At 72.0% G+C, this 21,958-nt stretch carries 14 protein-coding genes; 9 read left to right on the top strand and 5 right to left on the bottom strand.

The features are described 5' to 3' along the window. Nucleotides 1-10 precede the first annotated feature (10 nt). Together OG241_RS38295 and OG241_RS38290 are read right to left on the bottom strand one after the other, a co-directional pair. Complete coding sequence (locus OG241_RS38295; protein WP_405822131.1) at nt 11-7,492, bottom strand: SDR family NAD(P)-dependent oxidoreductase; 7,482 nt, start codon at nt 7,490-7,492, stop codon at nt 11-13. Nucleotides 7,493-8,022: 530 nt separating this feature from the next. Then, nucleotides 8,023-9,489, bottom strand: a complete 1,467-nt coding sequence (locus OG241_RS38290) for an MFS transporter (RefSeq protein ID WP_405822129.1) — start codon at nt 9,487-9,489, stop codon at nt 8,023-8,025. A gap of 145 nt (nt 9,490-9,634) precedes the next feature. Between OG241_RS38290 and OG241_RS38285 the strand changes: the two genes are divergently transcribed. Next, nucleotides 9,635-10,090 (top strand): MarR family winged helix-turn-helix transcriptional regulator, encoded by a 456-nt coding sequence (locus tag OG241_RS38285; protein ID WP_405822127.1) that lies wholly within the window; start codon nt 9,635-9,637, stop codon nt 10,088-10,090. Nucleotides 10,091-10,226: 136 nt separating this feature from the next. After that, entirely contained in the window at nt 10,227-11,543 is a 1,317-nt protein-coding gene (locus OG241_RS38280) for a beta-ketoacyl-[acyl-carrier-protein] synthase family protein (RefSeq protein ID WP_405822125.1), read from the top strand. A gap of 358 nt (nt 11,544-11,901) precedes the next feature. Here the strand turns inward: OG241_RS38280 and OG241_RS38275 are convergent, their stop codons facing one another. Then, nucleotides 11,902-12,924, bottom strand: coding sequence for a Ku protein (locus tag OG241_RS38275; RefSeq protein ID WP_405822123.1), 1,023 nt, complete (start codon nt 12,922-12,924; stop codon nt 11,902-11,904). A 3-nt stretch (nt 12,925-12,927) separates the two neighbouring features. Here OG241_RS38275 and ligD point away from each other — a divergent pair, with 3 nt between their 5' ends. Further along, nucleotides 12,928-13,800 (top strand): non-homologous end-joining DNA ligase, encoded by an 873-nt coding sequence (gene ligD / locus OG241_RS38270; protein WP_405822121.1) that lies wholly within the window; start codon nt 12,928-12,930, stop codon nt 13,798-13,800. Between the two features lie 5 nt (nt 13,801-13,805). On the opposite strand, the gene OG241_RS38265 is transcribed toward ligD, so the two are convergent. Both OG241_RS38265 and OG241_RS38260 read right to left on the bottom strand, forming a co-directional pair. Beyond that, the gene (locus tag OG241_RS38265) at nt 13,806-14,552 is read right to left on the bottom strand and encodes a class I SAM-dependent methyltransferase (protein ID WP_405822119.1); all 747 of its coding nucleotides are present in this window, start codon (nt 14,550-14,552) and stop codon (nt 13,806-13,808) included. A gap of 109 nt (nt 14,553-14,661) precedes the next feature. Beyond that, a complete protein-coding gene (locus OG241_RS38260; protein WP_405822118.1) occupies nt 14,662-15,465 on the bottom strand; it encodes a nuclease-related domain-containing protein in 804 nt (267 codons plus the stop codon). Between the two features lie 122 nt (nt 15,466-15,587). On the opposite strand from OG241_RS38260, the gene OG241_RS38255 reads away from it, so the two are divergent. From OG241_RS38255 to OG241_RS38230, 6 genes are all read left to right on the top strand, one after another. Next, complete coding sequence (locus OG241_RS38255) at nt 15,588-16,094, top strand: dual specificity protein phosphatase family protein (protein WP_405822116.1); 507 nt, start codon at nt 15,588-15,590, stop codon at nt 16,092-16,094. 129 nt (nt 16,095-16,223) lie between these two features. Next, nucleotides 16,224-17,051, top strand: a complete 828-nt coding sequence (locus OG241_RS38250) for a hypothetical protein (protein WP_405822114.1) — start codon at nt 16,224-16,226, stop codon at nt 17,049-17,051. After that, a complete protein-coding gene (locus tag OG241_RS38245; protein WP_405822112.1) occupies nt 17,048-18,334 on the top strand; it encodes an ATP-binding protein in 1,287 nt (428 codons plus the stop codon). Before OG241_RS38250 ends, OG241_RS38245 begins: the two co-directional genes overlap by 4 nt. A 67-nt stretch (nt 18,335-18,401) precedes the next feature. Then, nucleotides 18,402-18,932 carry an SH3 domain-containing protein gene (locus tag OG241_RS38240; RefSeq protein ID WP_405822110.1) on the top strand — a complete coding sequence of 177 codons (531 nt, stop codon included), beginning with the start codon at nt 18,402-18,404 and terminating at the stop codon, nt 18,930-18,932. 73 nt (nt 18,933-19,005) lie between these two features. Next, nucleotides 19,006-20,424, top strand: coding sequence for an FtsW/RodA/SpoVE family cell cycle protein (locus OG241_RS38235; protein ID WP_405822109.1), 1,419 nt, complete (start codon nt 19,006-19,008; stop codon nt 20,422-20,424). Nucleotides 20,425-20,459: 35 nt separating this feature from the next. Further along, a complete protein-coding gene (locus OG241_RS38230; protein ID WP_405822107.1) occupies nt 20,460-21,917 on the top strand; it encodes a penicillin-binding transpeptidase domain-containing protein in 1,458 nt (485 codons plus the stop codon). The last annotated feature ends 41 nt before the right edge of the window (nt 21,918-21,958 follow it).

Raw genomic sequence — 21,958 nt, 5'->3', positions numbered from 1 at the left:
GTCACGTCGCTTACCAGCCCGACGAGGTGTAGACGACGGCGTCCGCCGACTCCGCGCCCCAGGCCAGTTCACGGAGCAGTGCGGCCGTGCCCTCCTCGGGGTCGATGAGCCTGACCCCGCGCCGGGCGTACTCGCGCCCGAGTTCGGGGGTCACCATGCCGGTGTGGCCGCCGGTCGGCGCCCATGGCCCCCAGTGCACGGTCAGGGCCCGCTGCCCTGTTCGGGCCGCCCAGGCGGCGCCGAGGCTCTGCAGGGCGTCGTTGGCGGCGGCGTAGTCGACCTGGCCCCGGTTGCCGAGAACGGCGGAGATGCTGCCGAACAGGACTGCGAACGCGGGCCTGTTGGGGAGCTGTTCCAGTGCTGCGAGCAGGGTCTCGGCGCCGGTGGTCTTGGTCCCGTACACGCGCTGGAAGGACTCGGTGGTCTTCTCGGCGATGAGCCGGTCCTCGATCACCCCGGCCGCGTAGACGACGCCGTCCAGGCGGCCGTGTTCGGCGTGGATCTCCTTCACGACCTGGAGGGCCGCGTCCTGTTCGCGGAAGTCGACGGAGTGGTAGCGGGCCTGGCTGCCGAGGGCCGCCAGTTCGTCGAGCGTGGCGGTGATCTCCCGCTGGGCGAGCAGGAGTTCGGACTCACGGTTGAGCGCGGCCGGGGTCAGTCCGCCCCGGGCGGCGAGGGCCGCGCGCAGTTCGGTCCGGGTGCCGGCGGCTGCCGTGGCCGCGTCCTCCGGGCCTTCCGGTGCGGGGGTCCGGCCGAGCAGTTCGATCCGGCAGCGGGAGGCGGACGCCAGCGCGGCGGCGAACTTCGCGGTGATGCCACGGGCCCCGCCGACCAGCAGCACCACGCTGTCGCGGTCCAGTCCGAGGGCGGCGGCCTCGGCGGCGCCGTCCCCGGCGGGTCCGGCGCCGGTGGTGCCGAGTGCGCCCAGCGGGGTTTCGACCAGCTCAAGTCCGTGGCGTCCGGCGGCCGTTCGCAGGACCACCGGGGTGCGGTCCGGGGCGAGCAACTCGCCGAGCAGGGCGTCGGCGACAGCGGCGGCACCCGTGTCGCCGCCGACGAGGTCGATGACGCGTGCGTCCGTCTCCGGGTACTCCCGGGCGACCGTCCGGAAGAGCCCGTGCAGTCCGGCCGACCTCAACTCGGCGGCGTCCGTGCCGCCTTCCGTGGTCGCCCGGACGGCGAACAGCCAGCGCGGGGCGAGCCCCAGGGCCGCCTTGAAGACGGGGAAGGCATCAGGCAGCACCGGCGGCCGGGACGAGGCGAGCGGGTCGAGGTACAGCACTCCGTCAACCAGCCCGGCGGGTCCGTCCGCCCCCGTCAGCAGCTGCTCGGGGTCGAGCACCACCGCGTCGGCGCCGTGTCCGGCGAGCCGCGCCACGACCTCCTGGGCCACCGCCCCGCCGTCGTCGTCGCCCAGGATCGCGAACCGCTTTCCGGCCAGTACGGCGGCGGGGTCGACGCTCCCGGCCCCGGCCCTGTCCGGGGTCCCGTTGCCGTCCTGCTGTTCCAGCAGCACAGGCCGCAACTGGAAGCGCTTGGGCGCCTCACCGGTGACCTCCGGGGAGGCGGAAACGGCCGCCACCTCCGTCAGGAGGGGCTGCGCTGCCGCTCCTGTCTCTCCTACCGCTCCTGCCGCTGCCTGCTGCTCGACCTCGCCGGGGCCGGTGAGCCGTTCCGCCAGCCATGCCGTCACTGCCGCAGCCGTACGAGCCTTGGCAAGCTCCTCCAACTCATCGTCCCCGAGCACCGTCAGATCACCAGCACCCCCGACACCCAACCGCTGCGCCAACTCACCAGCGATCTCAGCCCGCTTGATCGAGTCGATACTCAAGTCCGCTTCCAGATCAAGATCCGGCTCGATCATGTCCACGGGATACCCGGTGCGCTCACTGATGATCTCCAACACCACCCCCAACACCTCCACCTCCGAGAACACCTCAGCAGCGGAGACAGGCGAAGAAGGCATGGGCACGGGCTGCGGCCCGGCTGTCGCGAGCCGTTCCGCCAGCCATGCCGTCACCCCAGCGGCCGTACGGGCCTTGGCAAGCTCCTCCAACTCGTCATCCCCGAGCACTGTCAGGTCACCGGCACCGCCGACGCCCAACCGCTGCGCCAACTCACCAGCGATCTCAGCCCGCTTGATCGAGTCGATACTCAAGTCCGCTTCCAGATCAAGATCCGGCTCGATCATGTCCACGGGATACCCGGTGCGCTCACTGATGATCTCCAACACCACCCCCAGCACCTCCACCTCCGAGAACACCTCAGCAGCGGAGACAGCAGCAGGAGCAGGCGCGGGCACCGCGTAGAGCGCGGGCGGGTAGGTGGGCGCGGCCTCCGGCGCCGGCTGCCGGCTCGGGGGCTCGATCGCCCGCAGGGTCTCCGGTGCCGTCGGCCCGGGTATCCACTGGCCCGGTGCCGCGCCGAAGTACGTGAGGAGTACGTCCCGTTGGGCGGCGACCATCTCGCGGCTGGTGCGCAGGAACTCGGAGATCAGCGCGTCCCTGCCTGCGGCCGGGGTGGGGTCCTGGTCGTTCGCGGTCACTGTGGTCGTCTCCACTACGCGTCGGGCCGGTGCGAGGGCACCGGGGAGGAGTTCGCCGGTGGCGGTGCGGACCAGGTGGCCGTCGACCGTCCAGCCGGGCCGCTTGGGCGCCTTGGTCCGGGTCGCGTCGACGGCGTCGCGCCCGTGGAACAGCCAGCCGGTGCGTACCGGCAGGCCCGCGACGGCCAGTTGGGCCAGCGCGTCCAGCCAGCCGCGCAGTCCGCTGTCCGGACGCGGTTCGCAGGCGACCGTGCGGTGCGGGCGGTCGCCGAGGATCTGGCCGACCAGCCGGGTCAGTACGGAACCGGGCCCGGCCTCGACGAAGATGCGGGCGCCCGCCTCGTACATGGCCTCGATCTGCGCGACGAAACCGACCGGGGCACCGATCTGAGCGGCGAGTTCGGCACGCACCGCGTCGGCGTCGGCGCCGTAGGGGGCGGCCGTTCGGTTGGACCACACCGTGAACTCGGGTGCATGGACGGGCTGTTGGGCCAGGGCGGTCGCGAAGAGTTCACCCGCCCCGGCGACCAGCGGGCTGTGGAAGGCACAGGCTACGGGGATGCGCTTCGCACCGAGCCCGGCGGCGCGCAGCACCCGTACGGCCTCGTCGACCGCCTCCGTCGGGCCTGAGATCACCGTCTGCTTGGGCGAGTTGTGGTTGGCGACGACCACCGAGGCGGGCGCGTCCGCCGCGCGCAGGGCCGCCGTGACGTCCTCGGCTCCCGCCGACACCGCTGCCATCGTGCCCGGGTCGTCGCCCACCTGGGCTGCCGCCGAGAGGATCGCGTTCGCGCGTTCCGCGCTCAGGGCGAGGAGGGTTTCCGGGTCGAGGGCACCGGCCGCGCTGAGGGCGACGAGTTCGCCGTAGCTGTGTCCGGCGGCCATGTCGGGGCGTACGCCAGCCGTGGTGAGGAGGGCGTGAGCGGCGAGGCCGGCGATGCCCAGGGCGGGCTGGGCGGCCCTGGTGTCGGTGAGGGCGGTGTGCTGGCGGTCGCGGGTGGTGTCGTCGAAGGCGGTGGGCGGGTAGAGGAGGTCGGCGTGGTCGCGGCCGAGTTCCAGGTAGTACTGGAGTTCGGGGAGCGCCACGAACACGTCGGCGAGCATCCCGGTCCGCTGACTGCCCTGCCCGGGGAAGAGGAAGGCGACCTGGCCCACCCCTTCCTCCTGCTGCTGGTGCTGCGCGAGGTGGATTCCGGCGCGTGGATCGTGCTCCCCCGCCAGTGCCCGGCGCAGCTGTCCGGCGAGGCCCGCCGGGTCCGTCGCCACGACCGCCACCTGTACGGGCTCGTGGCGGGCGTCGGAGCGGCGCGAGGCGGCGAGCGCGAGGTCGCGCAGCCGCCAGGAGGACTGCTCGTCCTGGGCCGCTTTCAGCACGTCCTCGATGGCTCGGCGTGCCCCGGCCGGATCGGCCGCCCGGAACGTGAACAGTTCGGCGGGCCAGGCGTCGAGCGTGTGCGCGGGCGGGGCGGAGTCCGCGTAGGCCTCCAGCACCACATGGAAGTTGGTGCCGCCGAAGCCGAACGCGCTGAGCCCCGCCCGTCGTTCGCGTGCCGGAGCCGCCCAGGGCCGGGTCTGTCCGTGGAACGCGAACGGGCTGCTGGTCTCGTCCCAGGCGGCGTTGGGCCTGCTGACGTGCAGGGTGGGCGGCTTCACCCCGGTGTGCAGGGCGAGCACGGTCTTGATGAGACCGGCGAGTCCGGCGGCGCACTTGGTGTGGCCGATCTGCGACTTGACCGAACCGAGCGCGACAGCGCCGGGCTTGGCCCCGGCCTCGCTGAACACCTCGCTCAGGATGGTGAGTTCGGTGCGGTCACCGACCACGGTTCCGGTGCCGTGCGCCTCGACGAGCCCGACCTCGGCGGGCGAGACCCCGGCGTTGCGGTACGCCCGCTGCAGCGCGGCCCGCTGGCCCTCGGGCCGGGGAGCCGTCAGCCCGAGGGAACGCCCGTCACTGGAGCTGCCGACTCCCTTGATGACCCCGTAGATCCGGTCGCCGTCGCGCTCGGCGTCCGACAGCCGCTTCAGCACGACACACGCGACGCCCTCCCCCAGCGCGATCCCGTCCGCCGAGCTGTCGAAGGCGCGCGAACGCCCGGTCGGGGACAGTGCGTGCACGGAGGAGAAGAGCACGTAGTCGTTGATGCCGTTGTGCAGGTCGGCGCCACCGCACAGCACCACGTCGCTGGTGCCGCCCACCAGCTCCTTGCAGGCCACGTCGACGGCGGCGAGGGACGAGGCACACGCGGCGTCGACCGTGTAGTTGGCGCCGCCGAGGTCGAGGCGGTTGGCGATCCGGCCGGAGATCACGTTGGAGAGCATGCCGGGGAAGGAGTCCTCGGTGAGCCGGGGCAGCTGATCCGCGAGCCCGTCCGGCACCTTGCCGTAGTACGACGGCAGTACGGCTCGCAGCGTGCCCGCGTTGGACAGGTCGCTGCCCGCCTCCGCGCCGAACACGACCGAGGTGCGCGAGCGGTCGAACTCCCGCCCCCGCTCGCCGTATCCGGCGTGCGCCAGGGCCCGGCGGGCGGCTTCGAGGGCCAACAGCTGGACAGGCTCGATGCTGCCGAGCGAGGTGGGCGGAATGCCGTAGGACAGCGGGTCGAAGGGGATGCGGGGCAGGAAGCCGCCCCACTTGGAGGTCGTGACGCCACCGTCCTCGTCCGGCGCCGAGTAGTGCACGGCGGGGTCCCAGCGGTCGGCGGGCACCTCCGCCACCGCGTCGTGACCGCCGAGGACGTTCGCCCAGAAGGCGGCGAGGTCGGGGGCGTCCGGGAACATGCAGGCCATGCCCACCACGGCGACGTCGAGGGGCGCGGGCGGCGGGGCTTCGGTGTTCTCCTCGGCCGCCGGCACCCCGAGCCGCTCCCGCAGCTGGGCCGCCCGCCCGGTGAGGAAGTCGGCGGCGCCGTCGGCCACGGAGTGGTGCAGTGCCTCGATGGTGGTGGTCGCCGAGCGCAGTACGGCCACTTCCCCGGCCATGAACATGCCCTCGGCGAGCTGCCGTTGCTCGTCCACGGCCGCCAACTCGCCCTCGGCACCCCGCTCGACGCCCTTGCTGGCGATGCGCAGCCGCCCGACGTTGAGCCGCTCCAGCCGCTCCCAGATCTGCCGCTCGGGCACCCCGCTCGCCCGCAACTCTGCTTCGAACTCACGGTAGTTGTCGCTGAACGGGCTGGGTACGCACCGGGTGGCGTGACCGGGCGCCGTCTCCAGCAGCGCGGTACCGGTCGCGTCGACGACCTGGCGCTGGAAGAGCGGCTGGACCGCTCCGCAGCCCACCGCCTCCTCGGTGAACAGGTAGGCGGTGCCCATCAGTACGCCGACGGACGCGCCGCGCGCGGTCAGTGGAGCGGCGAGTGCGGCGACCATCGCGGCCGACCGCTCGTCATGGACGCCGCCCGCGAAGAACACCTCGATCCGCTCGCCGGCGTCCTCCCCGGCTCCGGCCAAGTAGTCGTCGATAACGGCGAGTTGGGCCTCCCAGAGCGGAAAGCTGCCGCGCGGTCCGACATGCCCGCCGCACTCCGACCCCTCGAACACGAACCGGCGCGCCCCGGCCTCCAGGAACTGCTTCAGCAGGCCCGGCGAGGGCACGTGCAGGAAGGTGCTGATCCCGACCCGCTCCAGCGCCTCGGCCTGGGCGGGCCGGCCGCCCGCGATGATCGCGTGCGTGGGCCGCAGCTCCCGTACGGCTTCGAGTTGGGCGTTTCGCAGCTCCTCGGGCGCGAACCCGAGCACGCCGACACCCCAGGGCCGGTCCTCCCCGACAGCCTCCCGGGTCTCGGCCAGCATGGCCCGGCTCTGCTCACCACTGGCGAGGGCCAGCGCGACGAACGGCAGCGCACCGCCCCCGGCGACGGCCGCGGCGAACCGTGCCTGGTCGCTGACGCGGGTCATCGGCCCCTGGGCGAGCGGGAGTTGGGTGCCCAGTGCCCGGCTCATCGGAGACCCGGCGCGCAACGCCCGCAGGGGCCCCGCACCTCGCCCGCCGTCCCGTACGACGTCCTGTACGTCATCCCGTACACCGTCTTGTTCGACGTCTCGCGCGCCGTCCCGTACGACATCCCGTACGACATCTCGGACCGCTTCGGTGAGGGCGCGGACCGTGCGGGCGGTGTCGCCCCAGTGGTCGGCGAAGCGGGCGGCGAGGAAGCCGTCCTGGCCGACCGGGAGGAGCTGGGTGCGCGGGTCCTGGGCGCCGAGCATCGCCGCGACCGCGGCCGGATCACCGGCCGGAACGGGCGGGGCGTCGGGACCGCGCCGGTGCAGTACGCGGTGGCCGGCCACGACGACGGTCTCCGAGCCGTCCATCGAGCGGAGCGCGGCCGCCGTCGCCTCCGGCAGTGCGGACTCGGCGAGCAGGGCGAGTTGGCTGTCGAGCACGACGCCCGCCGCTCCCCCGGCGACGGCGGCGGCGGCCGTACGGGGGCCTATGCCGCCACGCGCCCAGACGGGGAGTTCGATGCCGGGTTCGGCGAGGAGCCGTTGCAGGAGGACGAAGGTGCTGAGGTCGCCGATCCGGCCGCCGCCGTCACTGCCCCGGGCGATCAGCCCGTGCGCACCGGCACGGACGGCCGCGAGGGCCTCCCGCAGGTCGGTGACCTCGACGAGGACGCGATGGTGGGCGGCGACCTCGGCGACCGGCAGGAATGCGTCGGCGGCATCGGGGGCGAGGATCACGGTGTCGGGGGCGCCGTCGCCGAGCAGGTCGGCGGGGGTGAGCCGGCAGTGGGGCCCGATCCGTACGCCGTAGCGGAGGCCGCCGGCGGAGGGGGCGGCGAGGTGGCGTATCCGGGCCAGCGCGTCTCTGGCTCTCCGGTCACCGAAGCCCAGGTCGAGTACGCCCAGGCCGCCCGCGCGGCTTACCGCGGCGGCGAGCCGTGCGTCGGGCTCACCGAAGGGGGTGACTCCAATGATCATGTCAGCGGCGCGCACGGCAGACGTCATGATTCTCCGAAATACTCGGTGAAACTGCACGGTGGGGGTTTTGTGGCGCGGAAGCACTTCACCTGAGAGGGAAACCACGGGGAAGCTAGCGCCGACATTACTCACGAGTCAACATGGCGTGGAACATTCCGTATGCGGCCGATTCCATTCGGCCACCACCGTCCGCGAGTACGAAGTCCCGAAAAACCGCCCAATTCCAATCAGTTTCGACGTCTCCGCAGTCCGGCGGCGTACCTCAGGATGTCAGCAAGCCGTCGGACGACCAGGTGAATTCACTTCTGCCTCACGCCTCGGAAACACGGCGGGCAAGGGATGTAAACCTTGTAAATTCCTCGCGTACGCATCGCGACGGCCGAATCCGGGCATGGCGAAGTGGTCGCTTCGGCACGGCCAAAGGCCACTGCCCGGCGACACTGACAGACCATCTAATTCCACGCCCCCTGTCCGAACAAGAGGCCTGACACGACAGAACGAGCCGACCTCCCGGCAGGAACCCGGGGGATCGGCTCGCTATGAGGGCCTGGTGGCGCTCAGGCCTTGGCCTCGGACACCTCCGGAGCGTGGGCCTCCGGAGTCGGCTCGACCACCGCGTCGGCCTCGACCGGGCGGACCGGGATGAGGAAGGCGACGACCGCCGCCGCGAGGCCGACACCGCAGCCGATCATCATGGCGGCCCGGAACCCGGCCTCGGAGGGCAGCGCGAAGCCGCCGAAGTCGGTGGTCATCTGGGCCAGCACGACACCGATGACGGCGGCGGAGACCGAGCTGCCGATCGAACGCATCAGGCTGTTGAAGCTGTTGGCGGAAGCCGTCTCGGACTGCGGGACCGCGCCCATGATGAGCGCCGGCATGGCGCCGTAGGCGAAACCGACACCCGTGCCGCAGACGATGGTCACCGCGAGCAGGCCCCACGGGGAGGTGGAGCCGATCAGCGGCAGGGAGATGCCGTACCCGACGGCGATGATCAGGCCGCCGACGGAGAGCGTGATCCTGGGTCCGGACTTGGCGGAGAGCATGGCGCCGACGGGCGACATGACCATCATCATCAGGCCGGCCGGAGCCATCCACAGCCCCATGGCGAGCATGGACTCACCGAGCCCGTAGCCGGTCTCCTTGGGCAGCTGCATCAGCTGGGGGATGACCAGGGACTGCGCGTACATCGCGAACCCGACGAGGATCGAGGCCGCGTTGGTCATCAGCACCTGCGGACGGGCGGTCACGCGCAGGTCGACCAGCGGGTCGGCGCTGCGCAGCTCCCACCAGCCCCAGGCCGGCAGCGCGACCACGGTGACGGCGAACAGCCCGAGGGTCGTGCCGCTGCCCCAGCCCCAGTCGGCACCCTTCGACACGGCGAGGAGGAGGGAGATCAGCGCGGTGCCGAGCCCGATCGCGCCGAGCACGTCGAAGCGCCCGGCGGTGGTGTTCTCGCCCCCCGCGGGCACGAAGACGGAGATCAGCGTGCCGACGGCGAGGGACAGCGCGGCCACGACCCAGAACAGCACGCGCCAGCTGGTGTTCTCGGCGATCGCCGCGGCGAACGGCAGTCCGAGCGCACCCCCGACACCCATGGACGCGCTCATGATCGCGATGGACGAACCGAGCTTCTCCGCCGGTACGACGTCACGCATCAGGCTGATGCCCAGGGGTACGACGCCCATGCCCATGCCCTGCAGTCCGCGTCCCGCGATCATCGGGAGCACCGAGGAGGACAGCGCGCAGACGACGGAACCCAGGATGAGCGGCAGGAGCGAGACGAGCAGCATGCGCTTCTTGCCGTACATGTCGCCGAGCCGGCCGGCGACCGGAGTCACGACGGCGGCGGCGAGCAGGGTGGCGGTGATCACCCAGGAAGCGTTCGAGGCGGAGGTGTCGAGCAGGGTCGGCAGCTCCCCGATCAGCGGGACCACGAGGGTCTGCGTGATCGCGGCCACGATGCCGGCGAAGGCGAGGATGCCGACAATTCTGCCGGAGCCGGCGTCGGGCTTGGGACTGTCCACTGGGTTGCTCCCTCGGAGAGGATGTGGATGACGCGATATGCATCATGCACGAGGGGTGCATCATACATATTGCCGGTGAACCCACTAACTTGTCAGGGGGCCCGCCGAGGGGAAGGCCCGTTCAGGAGCCGAAGGAAGCAGCCGCATGGACAAACCCGTTGATCTGGTCGAGTTCGAGATGATGCTGCTCGGTCGGTACATGCACCTGCTCTCGCCGACGGCGCGGGGCATGGCGGGACGGCTCGACCGCAGCGCGTACATCGTCCTCAGTCGCATCCAGGCGGAGGGGCCGATGTCCATCGGCCAGCTCAGCGCCGCGTTCGGCCTGGACGTGTCCACGCTCAACCGGCAGACCGCCGCGATGGTCCGTGCCGGAATCGTCGAACGCATCCCCGACCCCGAGGGGGGCATCGCGCGCAAGTTCGCGATGACGGAGGAGGGTGAGCGCCGACTGGCGGCCGACCGAGCGGCGAACCGGGAGGGCCTGACCAAAGTGGTGGCCGACTGGACGGCCGAGGAGGTCGCGGACTTCGCCGCCCATCTGAGCCGCCTCAACCGTGACGTGGAGCGACTGGACGGCCGACCGTGGCCGCGCGACTGAGCGGCGCCGCCGACAAGAGGTGAACGACCGTTCACGCTTGAAGCGTGAACGACTTTTCGGCATGAATTGCCTCTGGCATGGGCAGAGTTGAGGTGCGCCGACCGTCCCGCGCCGCACCTCGGGAGGCAGCCCCGTCATGCACCCCGAGCCGGACCCCCGCACCCGTCGGCCCGCACCCCACGCCGTGCCCCGCCGAGTCGTCGTCACCGGTCTGGGCGCTGTCACTCCGCTCGGCATCGGGGTCCCCGACCTCTGGCGAGGTCTCCTCGAAGGCCGGTGCGGCATAAGGGAGTTGACCGGCGCGGAGTTCAGCGGCCTGCCGGTCCGGGTGGCGGGCACGGTCCCGGTGGACCCGGCCGGGCTGCTCCCCCGCACCCAGGCCCGCCGGATGAACCGGGCCGCGCAGTTCGGCGTACTGGCGGCGCGGGAGGCCTGGCGGGACGCGGGCTTCGACGGTTCGGGCACGGCGGCGAGCGGTCTGTCCCCCGAGCGCGTGGGGGTGTCCGTGGGCGCGATCCTGGGTGACGCGTCGGTCCTCGTCGGCGGCGACCGCAGACTCCGCGACAAGGGCCCCCGGGCGGTCTCGCCGCTCACCACCCCCATGACGGTGCCGTCACAGGCGGCGTCCCAGATCTCGCTGGACCTGCGCATCACGGGCGAGGCCCGCACGGTCACCAGCGCCTGCGCGTCCGGCACGGAGGCGATCGGCCAGGCGATAGACCGCATCCGGTACGGCCATGTCGACATCGCCCTCGCGGGAGGCGCCGAGGCTGTCGTCACGCCGGCGATCATGGCGTCGTTCGCCGCGATGCGTGCCCTGTCGACGCGCCCCGCCGGGGAGCTGCCGTCCCGCCCCTTCGCCAGGGACCGGGACGGTTTCGTCAACGGCGAGGGTGCGGGTTTCCTGCTCCTGGAGTCCGAGGAGCACGCCCGGGCGAGGGGCGCCCGCGTCTACTGCGAGGCGGCCGGCTGGGGTCTGTCGGCCGACGCCCACCACATGGCGGCACCGGACCCCTCGGGCACCGGCGTGGCCCTGGCCCTCCACCGCGCCCTGCGCGACGCCGGAGGCCGCCCCGCCGACGTGATCCACGTCAACGCCCACGCCACGGCCACGATCGACGGCGACCTCGCGGAGGCGAACGCGCTGCGGGGGGTGCTGGGCGTACTGGGCACGCCTCGCGTCCCCGTCACGGCGCTCAAGGGACACCTCGGCCATCTCCAGGGCGCCGCGGGCGGGGTGGAGGCGGTGGCCACGGTGCTGACCCTGCACCACGGCACGATCCCGCCGACGATCGGCTGCGCGGAGGGGGAGCAGGACGAGGCGATCGGCCTGGACGTGGTGCGGGGCGGCGCGCGTCCGCTGCCCGACCATGGTGACCTGGCGCTCAGCAACTCGTTCGGGTTCGGCGGGCACAATGCGGTGCTGGCGCTGCGGCGCGCGACGCTCCGCTGATGCCGGGCGCGTATGTCGTCCGGTGCGGGTCGGTGGGGCTGATGCCCGCACACGTACGTCGTTCACCGCGGCTCGGTGGGGGCTGGGCGCGCAGTTCCCCGCGCCCCTTAACCACCCGCCGGGATCCCGCGACCCGGGGATCAGCTGGACGCTCCGTTCATGCCCGCGCACACGTACGTCGTTCACCGCGGGCCGGTGGGGGCTGGTCGCGCAGTTCCCCGCGCCCCTTTAACCGGGCGTGGGGATCAGGTGGACGCTCCGTTCATGCCCGCGCACACGTACGTCGTTCGCCGCGGGCCGGTGGGGGCTGGGCGCGCAGTTCCCCGCGCCCCTTGGGGGGGGCGGGGAGGGGGAGAGGTTATGCCGAGCGTTTGCGGGGGGTGGTCTTCTTGGCGGTAGGCGTCTTGCCAGTGGTCTTCTTGGTGGCTGCCTTCTTTGCCGTGGAGGTCGACTTCTTTCCGGACTCGGCCTTGGGGGCGGCCTTGGAGGCCGTGCGGCGCCGGGGGAGGGGCTTGACGTCTCCCTCCTCCGCCGGAGGCTGCTCGCCCCTTGATTCCTTCGCCGCCCGCACGCTCTTCTCCAGCGCGGCCATCAGGTCGAGCACCCTGCCGCCGCCGCTCGGTGCCGGGGCGTGCGGGGTCTCCTCGCCGGAGGCCTTCGCGGCGACGAGTTCCTCGACGGCCTCGCGGTAGTCGTCGTGGAGGTCGGCGAGATCGACCTCGCCGAGGGTGGCCATGAGGGCGTCGGCGAGATCGAGTTCCTGGTCCCGCACGGTGACGCCGGTATCCGGCGCGACCCCGTCCGTGGCCCGGATCTCGTCGGGCCAGAGCAGCCCGTGCATGGCGATGACGTCGTCGACGACCCGCAGCATGCCGAGCCGCTCGCGCCCCCGGAGCGCGAACTTGGCGATGGCGACCTTCTTGCTGCGCTTCAGCGCCTCCCGCAGCAGGGTGTAGGGCTTGGCGGCCGGTACCCCGTTCGCGGAGAGGTAGTAGGCGGTGTCCATCTGCAGCGGATCGATACGGTCACCGGGCACGAAGGCGACGATCTCGATGGTCTTGGCGGTGGGCAGGGGCAGCGACCCCAGATCCTCGTCCGTGATCGGGATCATCGCCCCGTCGGCACCCTCGTAAGCCTTTCCGATCTCATCGCTTCTGACCTCGCGGTCCTCCAGCTCGCACACCTTGCGATAGCGGATGCGCCCGCCGTCCTCGACATGGATCTGGCGGAAGGAGATCGAGTGGCTCTCGGTGGCGTTGACGAGCTTGATCGGGATGCTGACCAGCCCGAAGGAGATGGCGCCGTTCCATATGGATCGCACGAGGTGACCTTCCTCCGAGGATGACCTGGTGGCTTTGCCCTGATTTCGTGGGATTCTCATCGTATGACGCCGATCACGGAGGTGGCGGGGCGAAGGGTGGCCCTCTCCAACCTGGAGAAGGTGATCCACCCGGCGACCGGTTTCACCAAGGGTGAGCTGCTGCACTACTACGCCACCACGGCCGACGTGCTCCTCCCCCACCTCCACGGCCGCCCGGTGTCCTTCCTGCGCTACCCGGACGGCCCCGACGGCCAGGTCTTCTTCGCCAAGAACGTGCCACCGGGTACGCCCGACTGGGTAACGACGGCGCACGTTCCGCGCTCGGAGGGGCCCGCACGGATGGTCCTGATCCAGGACCTGCCCTCGCTGATGTGGGCGGCGAACCTGGTCACGGAGTTCCACACCCCGCAGTGGCTGATCGACGCCCCCGGGGAGGCCGACCGTATGGTCCTCGACCTGGACCCCGGCCATCCGGCGACGATCGTGGAGTGCTGCGAGGTGGCGCTCTGGCTACGGGAGCGGCTGGCGGCGGACGGGATCGAGGCGTACGCGAAGACGTCCGGCTCGAAGGGCCTGCACCTCCTGACGGCGCCGGCGACCCGCACCCCGTCCGGCGAGATCACGGCGTACGCGAAGGAACTGGCGGTCGAGGCGGAACGCACCCTCCCCCACCTGGTCGTCCACCGTATGACGCGCAGCCTGCGCCCCGGAAAGGTCTTCGTCGACTACAGCCAGAACGCGGCCCGGAAAACCACGGCGACCCCGTACACCCTGCGCGCACGCGCCGAACCGACGGCGTCGACACCGGTGACGTGGGAGGAGGTGGCCGGGTGCACGAACCCGGCCCAGCTCACCTTCGGGGCGGGCGACATCGCGGCCCGACTGGATTCGCACGGGGACCTGCTGGCTCCGCTCCTGCTGCCCCGGCCGACCTGAGGCGGTCAGGTGGCCTGGAGCCAGAAGTGGGACAGGCCGGTGTCGGCGGGGGCGGGCTCGCCGTCCGGGCCGGTGACCGTGGTCACGGTCAGACCGGCGGTCGCGGCCAGCTTCTCGAACCGGTCCCGGGTGTACCAGTGCAGGATCCACGGGCGGTCCACGACACTGGTGTCCGCGCCGTAGTGGCGTTCGTAGCGCAGAAGCGTCGTCTGTGTCCGGGCCGTCTCGTCGCGTTGCTCGGCGACGACGGAGAAGCGGAGTTCCGCGCCGTCGGGTGCGACGGCCGTGCGCACGCCGCCGAGCTGTTCGGCCGGGGTCGGCGTGGGGGTGAAGAGCGGCACCAGGGCGGTGCCTCCCTCCGCGAGGTGAGCGCGAACACGGCCGAGGGCGGCCAGCGCCGCGTCGTCGTCGGGGAGCAGGTTGAAGGTCGGTCCGGCGAGGAAGATCGCCCGGTACCGGCGGGGCAGCTCCAGAGCTTCCATGCGCTGCTGGAACACGGTGACGGCGATGCCTTGCTCGTCCGCCCGGCGGCCGAGGCGTTCCAGCATGTCCGGGGAGGAGTCGACGCCGTCGACATCCAGGCCGCGCCGGCGCAGTTCGAGCAGCGGATCGCCGTCCCCGCACCCCAACTCCAGTGCCGGCTCGCCGGCTCGATGGATGAAGGCCGCGTACGGCTCGGGGTCCTGGGAGAAGGATTTCAGCGGGCCGTAGAGCTCCGCGACGATGCCGGTGTAGAAGTCAGCTGGGTCCACGTCCGGCACCCTACGCAGCCCGTCCCGTACGGTCACTCGAATATCAAGAGGGCCGCGCCTACGGCGAGTTGGCTGTGCCGCGCGGAAGTAGCGCCCGTTCCGGCCGCCGTCACACCCGCGTCCAGGTCCCCCGGTCCCGGGCCACCGCGTGCAGCGCCTCCACGTCCGCCGGCTTCAGTACGCCCCCCAGTCGCGCCAGCCCCGACAGGTCCGAGTCCACCAGGACCCTGACCTCTCTCAGCGGCACCGCCACCTTCAGGTCGACCGGGCCTGCCAGCGCCAGGACCGGGTGGACCTCCGCCGTCAGGGCGTACGAGGCGCGGTCGGCGTCCGAGCGGACCCGGCGGAGGAGGGGACGGGGATCGCGGCGGCCCAGGGCGACCATCGGGTCGGCCACCAGGACCCGCTGCTTACGGGCGTACAGGGTGTGGACCGCGAACAGGCCGCCCGGGCCGATCACCAGATGGTGGACCCGGTCGCCGCCGGGGAGCGGGATCGAGTGCAGGGTGTGCCAGCCCGCGCCCTCCAGCGCCTCCAGGGCCCCGCCCACCGCCTGTTCGGCCGCCAGGGCCCGCCTCCGGGGGTCCGGGCGCAGGCGGTGCGGTGGGTCCGGGTCGCGGTCCAGGGCGATCTGGAGGGCCTCGCCGGGACGGTTCGGGGCCAGGTCGTCGTCGGGGTGGAGAGAGAGCCGGGCCAGCTCCGCCGGGGTCGGGACCGGGGGCGGGCCCACCGTCACCGGGCCCGTCAGGAACGGGCCCAGGGCTTCCAGTACGTCCCCTCTGAGGTCCTCGCTCAGCAGGTTGACCCGGGACGACTCACGGTCGTACCAGGCGATCTTCCGCCCGTCCGTCAGACACACGTACAGGCGCTCGTGGCCTTGGCGCCAGGCCGGTACGACGCGCAGTCCGCTCATCCACCATCACCCCAATCCCCGCATGGCCATGGGAACAGGCGGGGTGCTGCGGGGGCAAGAACCCGGCTACCTTTGGAGGAAGTTGGGGCGGATTCGGTTGCCCGAGTGGGGAGGCGGCGTAGTTGCGGACCCGCAGGAAACAGCCTGACGTGCCGGCTCCGGGCGAACCGTGGAGCGAGATCGTGCCCGGGCTGTGGATGGGCGGACACGAGTTCACGAGTCGCCCCGGGGAGCTGCGATTCGCCGTCGTGCACGACGAGTTCGACCTGGTCGTGACCCTGCTGAAGCTGCCGGGGTACGGGCCCGATCCCGGCGTCGAGCATCACGTGTGGTCGATTCCGGACGGGCCGCTCGACGGGACCCAGCTCGCCGGTGTGATCCGGCTCGCGGAGACCGTGTGCACCGCGCTGGAGGACGGGCGCAGTGTGCTGGTGCGCTGCTACAGCGGGTACAACCGTTCGGGTCTCGTCGTCGCGCACGCCCTCGTCCACGACGGGCACAGCACCGACGAGGCGATCCGTCTCATCAGATCCCGCCGCTCCCCCTGGGCCCTGCACAACCAGCTGTTCGTGGAGTATCTACGGACGGGCCTGCCCACGGCCCGGCTGCTGGAGGAACTCGCCGAGTAGCCGGAGCCGCCCGGTCGGCCCGGTCGGCCCGGTCGGCCCGCACCGAAAATGCGACTTCCCTGCGAATAGGGTGTCGTGGACGAGGCGACCCCGCCCGCCACGCCAGGCCCGGCCCGACGCAGGAGTGCAGTGAAACCCAGCCGCACCTCCCGTGTCCCGCGCGCCCCGCGCGTCTCGCGGGCCTTTCTCGCCGCCCTGACCGTCGCCGTCCTCGCCTCCGGCTGCGGTGACGCCGGCGGGCTGCGTGGTGCGGGGCCGACCGCCACCGCCGTCAGTCCTGCCCGGCTCTGGCCCGAGCTGCCCGCCGCCTCCAGCCCCGCCTTCGACTACGGCGAGGCCGAGACCGAGACCGTGAAGGGCATCACCGCCCCCGGCGACGACATCCACAAGGTCGACCCGGTGGCCGTCGTACGGGCGGAGATCGCCGCCCACCCCGACGTGTACAGCGCCGACAACTCCCCCTACGCCGGGACGGCCGCCGGTATGGCCGCCTGCGGCCGGAAGGGCCGTACCGCCGCCGGAAGCGGTGCCGGCGCCTGTCCCGTCCTCAAGGCCTACTACCGCGACCTCACCGGCGACGGCCGCGACGACATGGCCCTCGGCTTCCGGCTGCTGCCGGGCAACGGGACGGCCGTACGCGTGTACACCTTCCAGCGGCACAAGCTGGTGCAGATCATGGCCAACGACGACGCCGTGACCGCCGTGGAACTGGCCGGCCGGGCCGTGATCATCCGCTCGCCGTCGCAGATCCCGGGGTACGAGTACCGCACCCAGTGGACCTGGGACGCCGACCAGAAGGCGATGCTGCTCACCCGGGACGAGTTCCTGCGCACCGGCAAACCCAAGCGCGCACACGTTCCCCGCGCATCGTCCTCGGCCTCCACCTCCACCTCCACCTCCACCTCCACCTCCGCCTCCGCCGCCTCCTCGGGCTCCTCGTCCGCGAGTGCCCGATGAGGGTCGCGCTGCCCGGGTGGGCAGGCACCCTCGCCGCCAAGGCCGCGCTGTTCATCACCGGGATGTGCTGCGCGCTCGCCGCGCTGCTCGGCGTCCTCGTGCATGTCTCGGTGACCCATCAGACCGCCGACCAGGCCCGTGACCGCGCCCTGTCCCGGCTGGTGGAGGCCACGGCCGCGTACGAGGCCGGGGACGCCCTCCGGCCGCACACCGGCATCGACCCCGAGGGGCTGCCGCAGGCGCTGCGGACGCTCGCGGCGGCCGGGGAGCGCGGCACGATGGTCACCGACCACAACGGCGTGCCGACGATGTGGGCGGCCGGTCCGGCCGACGGCGGGCACGCGCTCGCCGTGGCGCTCGACTACTCGCAGAGCGCCCGTACGATCGACGGTCTCGACCGGGCCATCCTGTGGTCGTCCGGCCTCGCCATCGGCGCGACGCTGCTGGTCGGCGCGTTCGCGGTGACCCGGGTGACCCGTCGACTGCACGCGACCGCCCAGGTGGCCCGCCGGATCAGCGCCGGCGACCTTGACGCCCGCGTCGGCGACGCCCGTACGCAGGATCCGAACCGCTCGCCGGACGAGGTCGCCGCCGTCGCCGCAGCGCTCGACACGATGGCCGCCTCGCTGCAGCGGAAGCTGCTCAGCGAACAGCGCTTCACCGCCGACGTGGCCCACGAGCTGCGCACCCCGCTCACCGGACTGCACGCGGCGGCCGAGCTGCTGCCGCCCGGGCGGCCGACCGAGCTGGTCAGGGACCGGGTCGCCGCCCTGCGCACGCTCACCGAGGACCTGCTCGAAATCTCCCGGCTGGACACGGGCAAGGAGCAACTGGAGGCCGACACCGAGGCGCTCGGCGCCCTCGCCGAACGGGTCGTGCGGGCTTCCGCGGCCGCGGGCGCCGACACGGAGATCGTCGTGGTCCGTGACGCCCGCGTGGACACCGACCGGCGTCGGCTCGAACGGGTGCTCGGCAATCTGGTCGCCAACGCCCACCGGCACGGCCGTACGCCGGTGACGCTGACCATCGACGGGCCGGTCGTGACCGTGCGGGACCACGGTGACGGTTTCCCGGAGTACGTGGTGGAGCACGGGCCGCAGCGGTTCCGTACGGAGGGCGGGGCGACCGGGCACGGGCTCGGGCTGACGATCGCGTTGGGCCAGGCGGAGGTACTGGGTGCCCGGCTCACCTTCACCAACGTGCCGGAGAGCGCGGGCGGCGGCGCCCTGGCGACGCTCAGCCTGGCCGAATCGCGGGGGCTGGCCACCAACGGCCCAGCGTGACGGGCGCCTTACACGACCGGCTCCTAGCGTGGCGGTTAGTCAGCTCTGCACTGCCAAAGGAGCCCACATGTCACCGCGGACCACCCTGACCCGCCTCGGCATAACCGCCGCCGCCACCGCGCTCTCCCTCGGCGCCGTCTCCCCGGCACTCGCGAGCCCCGCCGACGACGACTGGGGCAGCAGCTGGAACCAGCAGCAGCCCCCGAACAACCAGAGCAACCCGAACCCGAACAACCCCAGCCAGAACCAGAACCAGAACCCGAACAGTCAGAACCAGAACAGCCAGAACAGCCAGAACAGCAACCAGCAGGGCGGCAACGGCGACTGGGGCCAGCACAACAGCAACACCAGCAGCAACGCCGTCCTCTACAAGGGGATCGTCACCGCCAACGGCGGACTGCGGCTCCGCAGCGCGCCGAATCGCGGCAGCGCGATCATCCGGGTGGTCCCCCAGGGCTCGATCGTCACCATCTTCTGCAAGGTCGGCGGTGAGAACGTCGACGGCAACTCGCTCTGGTACCTCCTGACCGACGGCACCTGGGCCTGGGGCGCGGCCCGCTACATCGACAACATCGGCGCCGCACCGCGCTTCTGCTGACCCGGCAGACACCAGCCGTGACCCCATAGGCCACATCAGCCAATAAGTTGTGAACTTTGGGTAGGTTCCGGACATGACGAAGCCCGGAACCACCGTGGCGGCGGAGTACGAGGAATCCCCGAAGCCCTGGCTCTCGGAGCCCGCCGATCCCTCCGATCCCGCCCCGCGCGTCCCCCGGCGCCGTGGGATCGAGCTGGCCCTCATCGTCGTCGCCGTCCTCCTGTGCGTGTACGGCTACTGCGATGTGGGCCTCGCGAGGAACGGCACCGTCCCGCCCGGCGCCGCCGGCTACGGCGCCGGGCTCGGCGTGCTCGCTCTCCTCGCTCATGTCGCGGTGCGCCGGTGCGCCCCCTGCGCCGACCCGCTGCTGCTGCCCATCGGCGTGCTGCTCAACGGCCTGGGTCTGGTCCTCATCCACCGGCTCGACCTGGAGACGCCGGGGCACCGGGCCGCCCCCGCCCAACTCGTGTGGTCCACGGTCGGCGTGGCGCTGTTCATCGTGGTGGTGGTCCTGCTGCGCGACCACCGTGTCCTCCAGCGGTACGCGTACGTCTGTGTGGCCGCCGCCCTCGTCCTGCTGACCCTGCCGATCTTCTTCCCGTCGGTGAACGGGGCCCGCATCTGGGTCCGGATCGCCGGATTCTCCATCCAGCCGGGGGAGTTCGCGAAGGTGCTGCTGGCGGTCTTCTTCGCCGCGTATCTCGCAGCCAACCGGAACGCGCTGGCGTACACCGGCCGCCAGATCTGGCGGCTGAGCCGGCTGCAGCTTCCCACCGGTCGGGTCCTCGGCCCGATCGTGGCGATCTGGCTGATCAGCGTCGGTGTACTGGTCCTGGAGCGCGATCTCGGCACCTCGCTCCTCTTCTTCGGCCTCTTCGTGGTCATGCTGTACGTCGCCACGGGCCGCACCGGCTGGATCGCGGTCGGGCTGCTGCTGGCCGCGCTGGGCGCCTTCGCCGTCGGCACCCTCGAACCGCACGTCCACAGCCGGGTCGAGGACTGGCTGCACCCGTTCGCGACGATCGAGGCGGGGCAGGGGCCCAACCAGCTCTCCCAGTCGCTGTTCGCGTTCGCGGCGGGCGGCATGCTCGGCACCGGGCTGGGCCGCGGCCACTCGATCCTGATCGGCTTCGCCGCCAAGTCGGACTTCATCCTGGCCACGGCGGGCGAGGAACTCGGGCTGGCGGGCCTGGCCGCGATCGTCATCCTGTACGCCCTGCTGGTGGAGCGCGGTTACCGGGCCGGGCTCTCGTTGCGCGACCCCTTCGGCCGGCTGCTCGCGGTCGGCCTCGCCTCGATCGTGGCGCTCCAGGTGTTCGTGATCGCGGGCGGGGTGTCGGGGCTCATCCCGCTCACCGGTATGGCGATGCCGTTCCTGGCGCAGGGAGGCTCGTCCGTCGTCACCAACTGGATCATCGTGGCGCTGCTGATCCGGATCAGCGACTCGGCCCGCCGTCGGCACCAGGACGACGACGGGCGGCCCACACCATGACAAGGCAGCCCGAACGGGCCAGAAAACCACGGCAGATGACGCGTTGCATCAAGCACGCCGCCCTGTTCTGCGCCCTGCTGCTCCTGGCCCTCCTCGTCAACGTCACCCGTGTGCAGGTCGTCCAGGCCCAGCGCTACGACGACAACCCGGCCAACCGCCGCCAGGTGATCGCCCGTTACGGCCAGCCGCGCGGGACCATCCTGGTCGGCGGCAGGCCGGTCACCGGGTCCGTCGACACCGGGGAGCAGCTCCGCTACGAACGGACGTACAAGAACGGCCCGTTGTACGCCCCGGTCACCGGCTTCGCCTCCCAGGTGTACGGCACGACGTTCCTGGAGCACGCGGAGGACGGCATCCTGTCGGGCACCGATCCGCTGCTCTCCCCGTTCCCGCTGTGGAACGACGTGACGCGGGCTCGGAATCCCGGCGGCAAGGTGGTGACGACCATCGACCCGGCCGCCCAGCGGGCCGCCTTCGAGGGGCTCGCCGGGCGCAAGGGCGCGGTGGCGGCCGTGGAGCCGTCGACCGGGCGCATCCTCGCCCTGGTCTCCGCGCCGTCGTACGACCCCGCGGTGCTGTCCGGCAACAGGCGTTCCGTGGAGCGGAGTTGGCGGCGGCTGAACGGTGATCCCGACAAGCCGATGCTCAACCGGGCGGTGCGGCAGACGTATCCACCGGGTTCGACGTTCAAGGTGGTCACGGCGGCGGCGGCCCTCGACGCCGGGGTGATCACCGATCTGGACGAGCCGACCGACTCCCCCGATCCCTACCGCCTCCCCGGTACGTCCACGGTGCTGACCAACGAGGGCGACGGCTGTGCGGACGCCTCGCTGCGGGACGCGTTCACCTGGTCGTGCAACACGGTCTTCGCCAAGCTGGGCGTGGACGTGGGTGTCGCCGGCCTGGCGGCCACGGCGAACGGCTTCGGCTTCAACGACTCGGGGCTGCGCATCCCCTTCTCGGTCGCGCGCAGCACCCTGGACCGCCACGTCGACAGGGCGCAGCTGGCGCTGTCCGCGATCGGCCAGTACAACACGCGGGCCACGCCGTTGCAGATGGCGCTGGTCGCGGCTGCGGTGGCCAACGACGGTCAGGTGCCCTCCCCTTACCTGGTGGAGCGGACAACCACCGCGCACGGCACGACAGTTGCCACCTCAGGGGTACGGACTCGGCTCCGGGCGATGAGTCCGTCGACGGCCGTACGGATGCGGGAGCTGATGCGGGACGTCGTGGAGCGGGGTACCGGCACCAACGCGGCGATCCCCGGGGCGACGGTCGGCGGCAAGACCGGTACCGCCCAGCACGGAATCGGCAACTCCGGTACTCCGTACGCCTGGTTCGTCTCCTGGGCGCAGGGCGGAGGTGACGTCGAGCCGGCGGTGGCCGTCGCGGTGGTGGTCGAGGACGCCTCCGCCGACCGTACGGACATCAGCGGGGGCGGGACGGCGGCGCCGATCGCCCGGGCCGTGATGGAGGCGGTGCTCGGCCGGTGAGAAAAGGGGATGCGCGGGCCGGACCCCCGACCTACCGTGCG

The sequence above is a fragment of the Streptomyces sp. NBC_01390 genome (genome assembly GCF_045040105.1).
Classification (GTDB): Bacteria; Actinomycetota; Actinomycetes; order Streptomycetales; family Streptomycetaceae; genus Streptomyces.
This window is presented reverse-complemented; position numbering and strand designations above follow the sequence as displayed.

Excerpts from the sequence above, each read along its gene's own strand:
- OG241_RS38295 (WP_405822131.1), bottom strand. The coding sequence starts at position 7,492 with ATGACGTCTGCCGTGCGCGCCGCTGACATGATCATTGGAGTCACCCCC.
- OG241_RS38285 (WP_405822127.1), top strand. The coding sequence starts at position 9,635 with ATGGACAAACCCGTTGATCTGGTCGAGTTCGAGATGATGCTGCTCGGT.
- OG241_RS38280 (WP_405822125.1), top strand. The coding sequence starts at position 10,227 with ATGCACCCCGAGCCGGACCCCCGCACCCGTCGGCCCGCACCCCACGCC.
- OG241_RS38275 (WP_405822123.1), bottom strand. The coding sequence starts at position 12,924 with ATGAGAATCCCACGAAATCAGGGCAAAGCCACCAGGTCATCCTCGGAG.
- ligD (WP_405822121.1), top strand. The coding sequence starts at position 12,928 with ATGACGCCGATCACGGAGGTGGCGGGGCGAAGGGTGGCCCTCTCCAAC.
- OG241_RS38260 (WP_405822118.1), bottom strand. The coding sequence starts at position 15,465 with ATGAGCGGACTGCGCGTCGTACCGGCCTGGCGCCAAGGCCACGAGCGC.
- OG241_RS38245 (WP_405822112.1), top strand. The coding sequence starts at position 17,048 with ATGAGGGTCGCGCTGCCCGGGTGGGCAGGCACCCTCGCCGCCAAGGCC.
- OG241_RS38240 (WP_405822110.1), top strand. The coding sequence starts at position 18,402 with ATGTCACCGCGGACCACCCTGACCCGCCTCGGCATAACCGCCGCCGCC.
- OG241_RS38235 (WP_405822109.1), top strand. The coding sequence starts at position 19,006 with ATGACGAAGCCCGGAACCACCGTGGCGGCGGAGTACGAGGAATCCCCG.
- OG241_RS38230 (WP_405822107.1), top strand. The coding sequence starts at position 20,460 with ATGACGCGTTGCATCAAGCACGCCGCCCTGTTCTGCGCCCTGCTGCTC.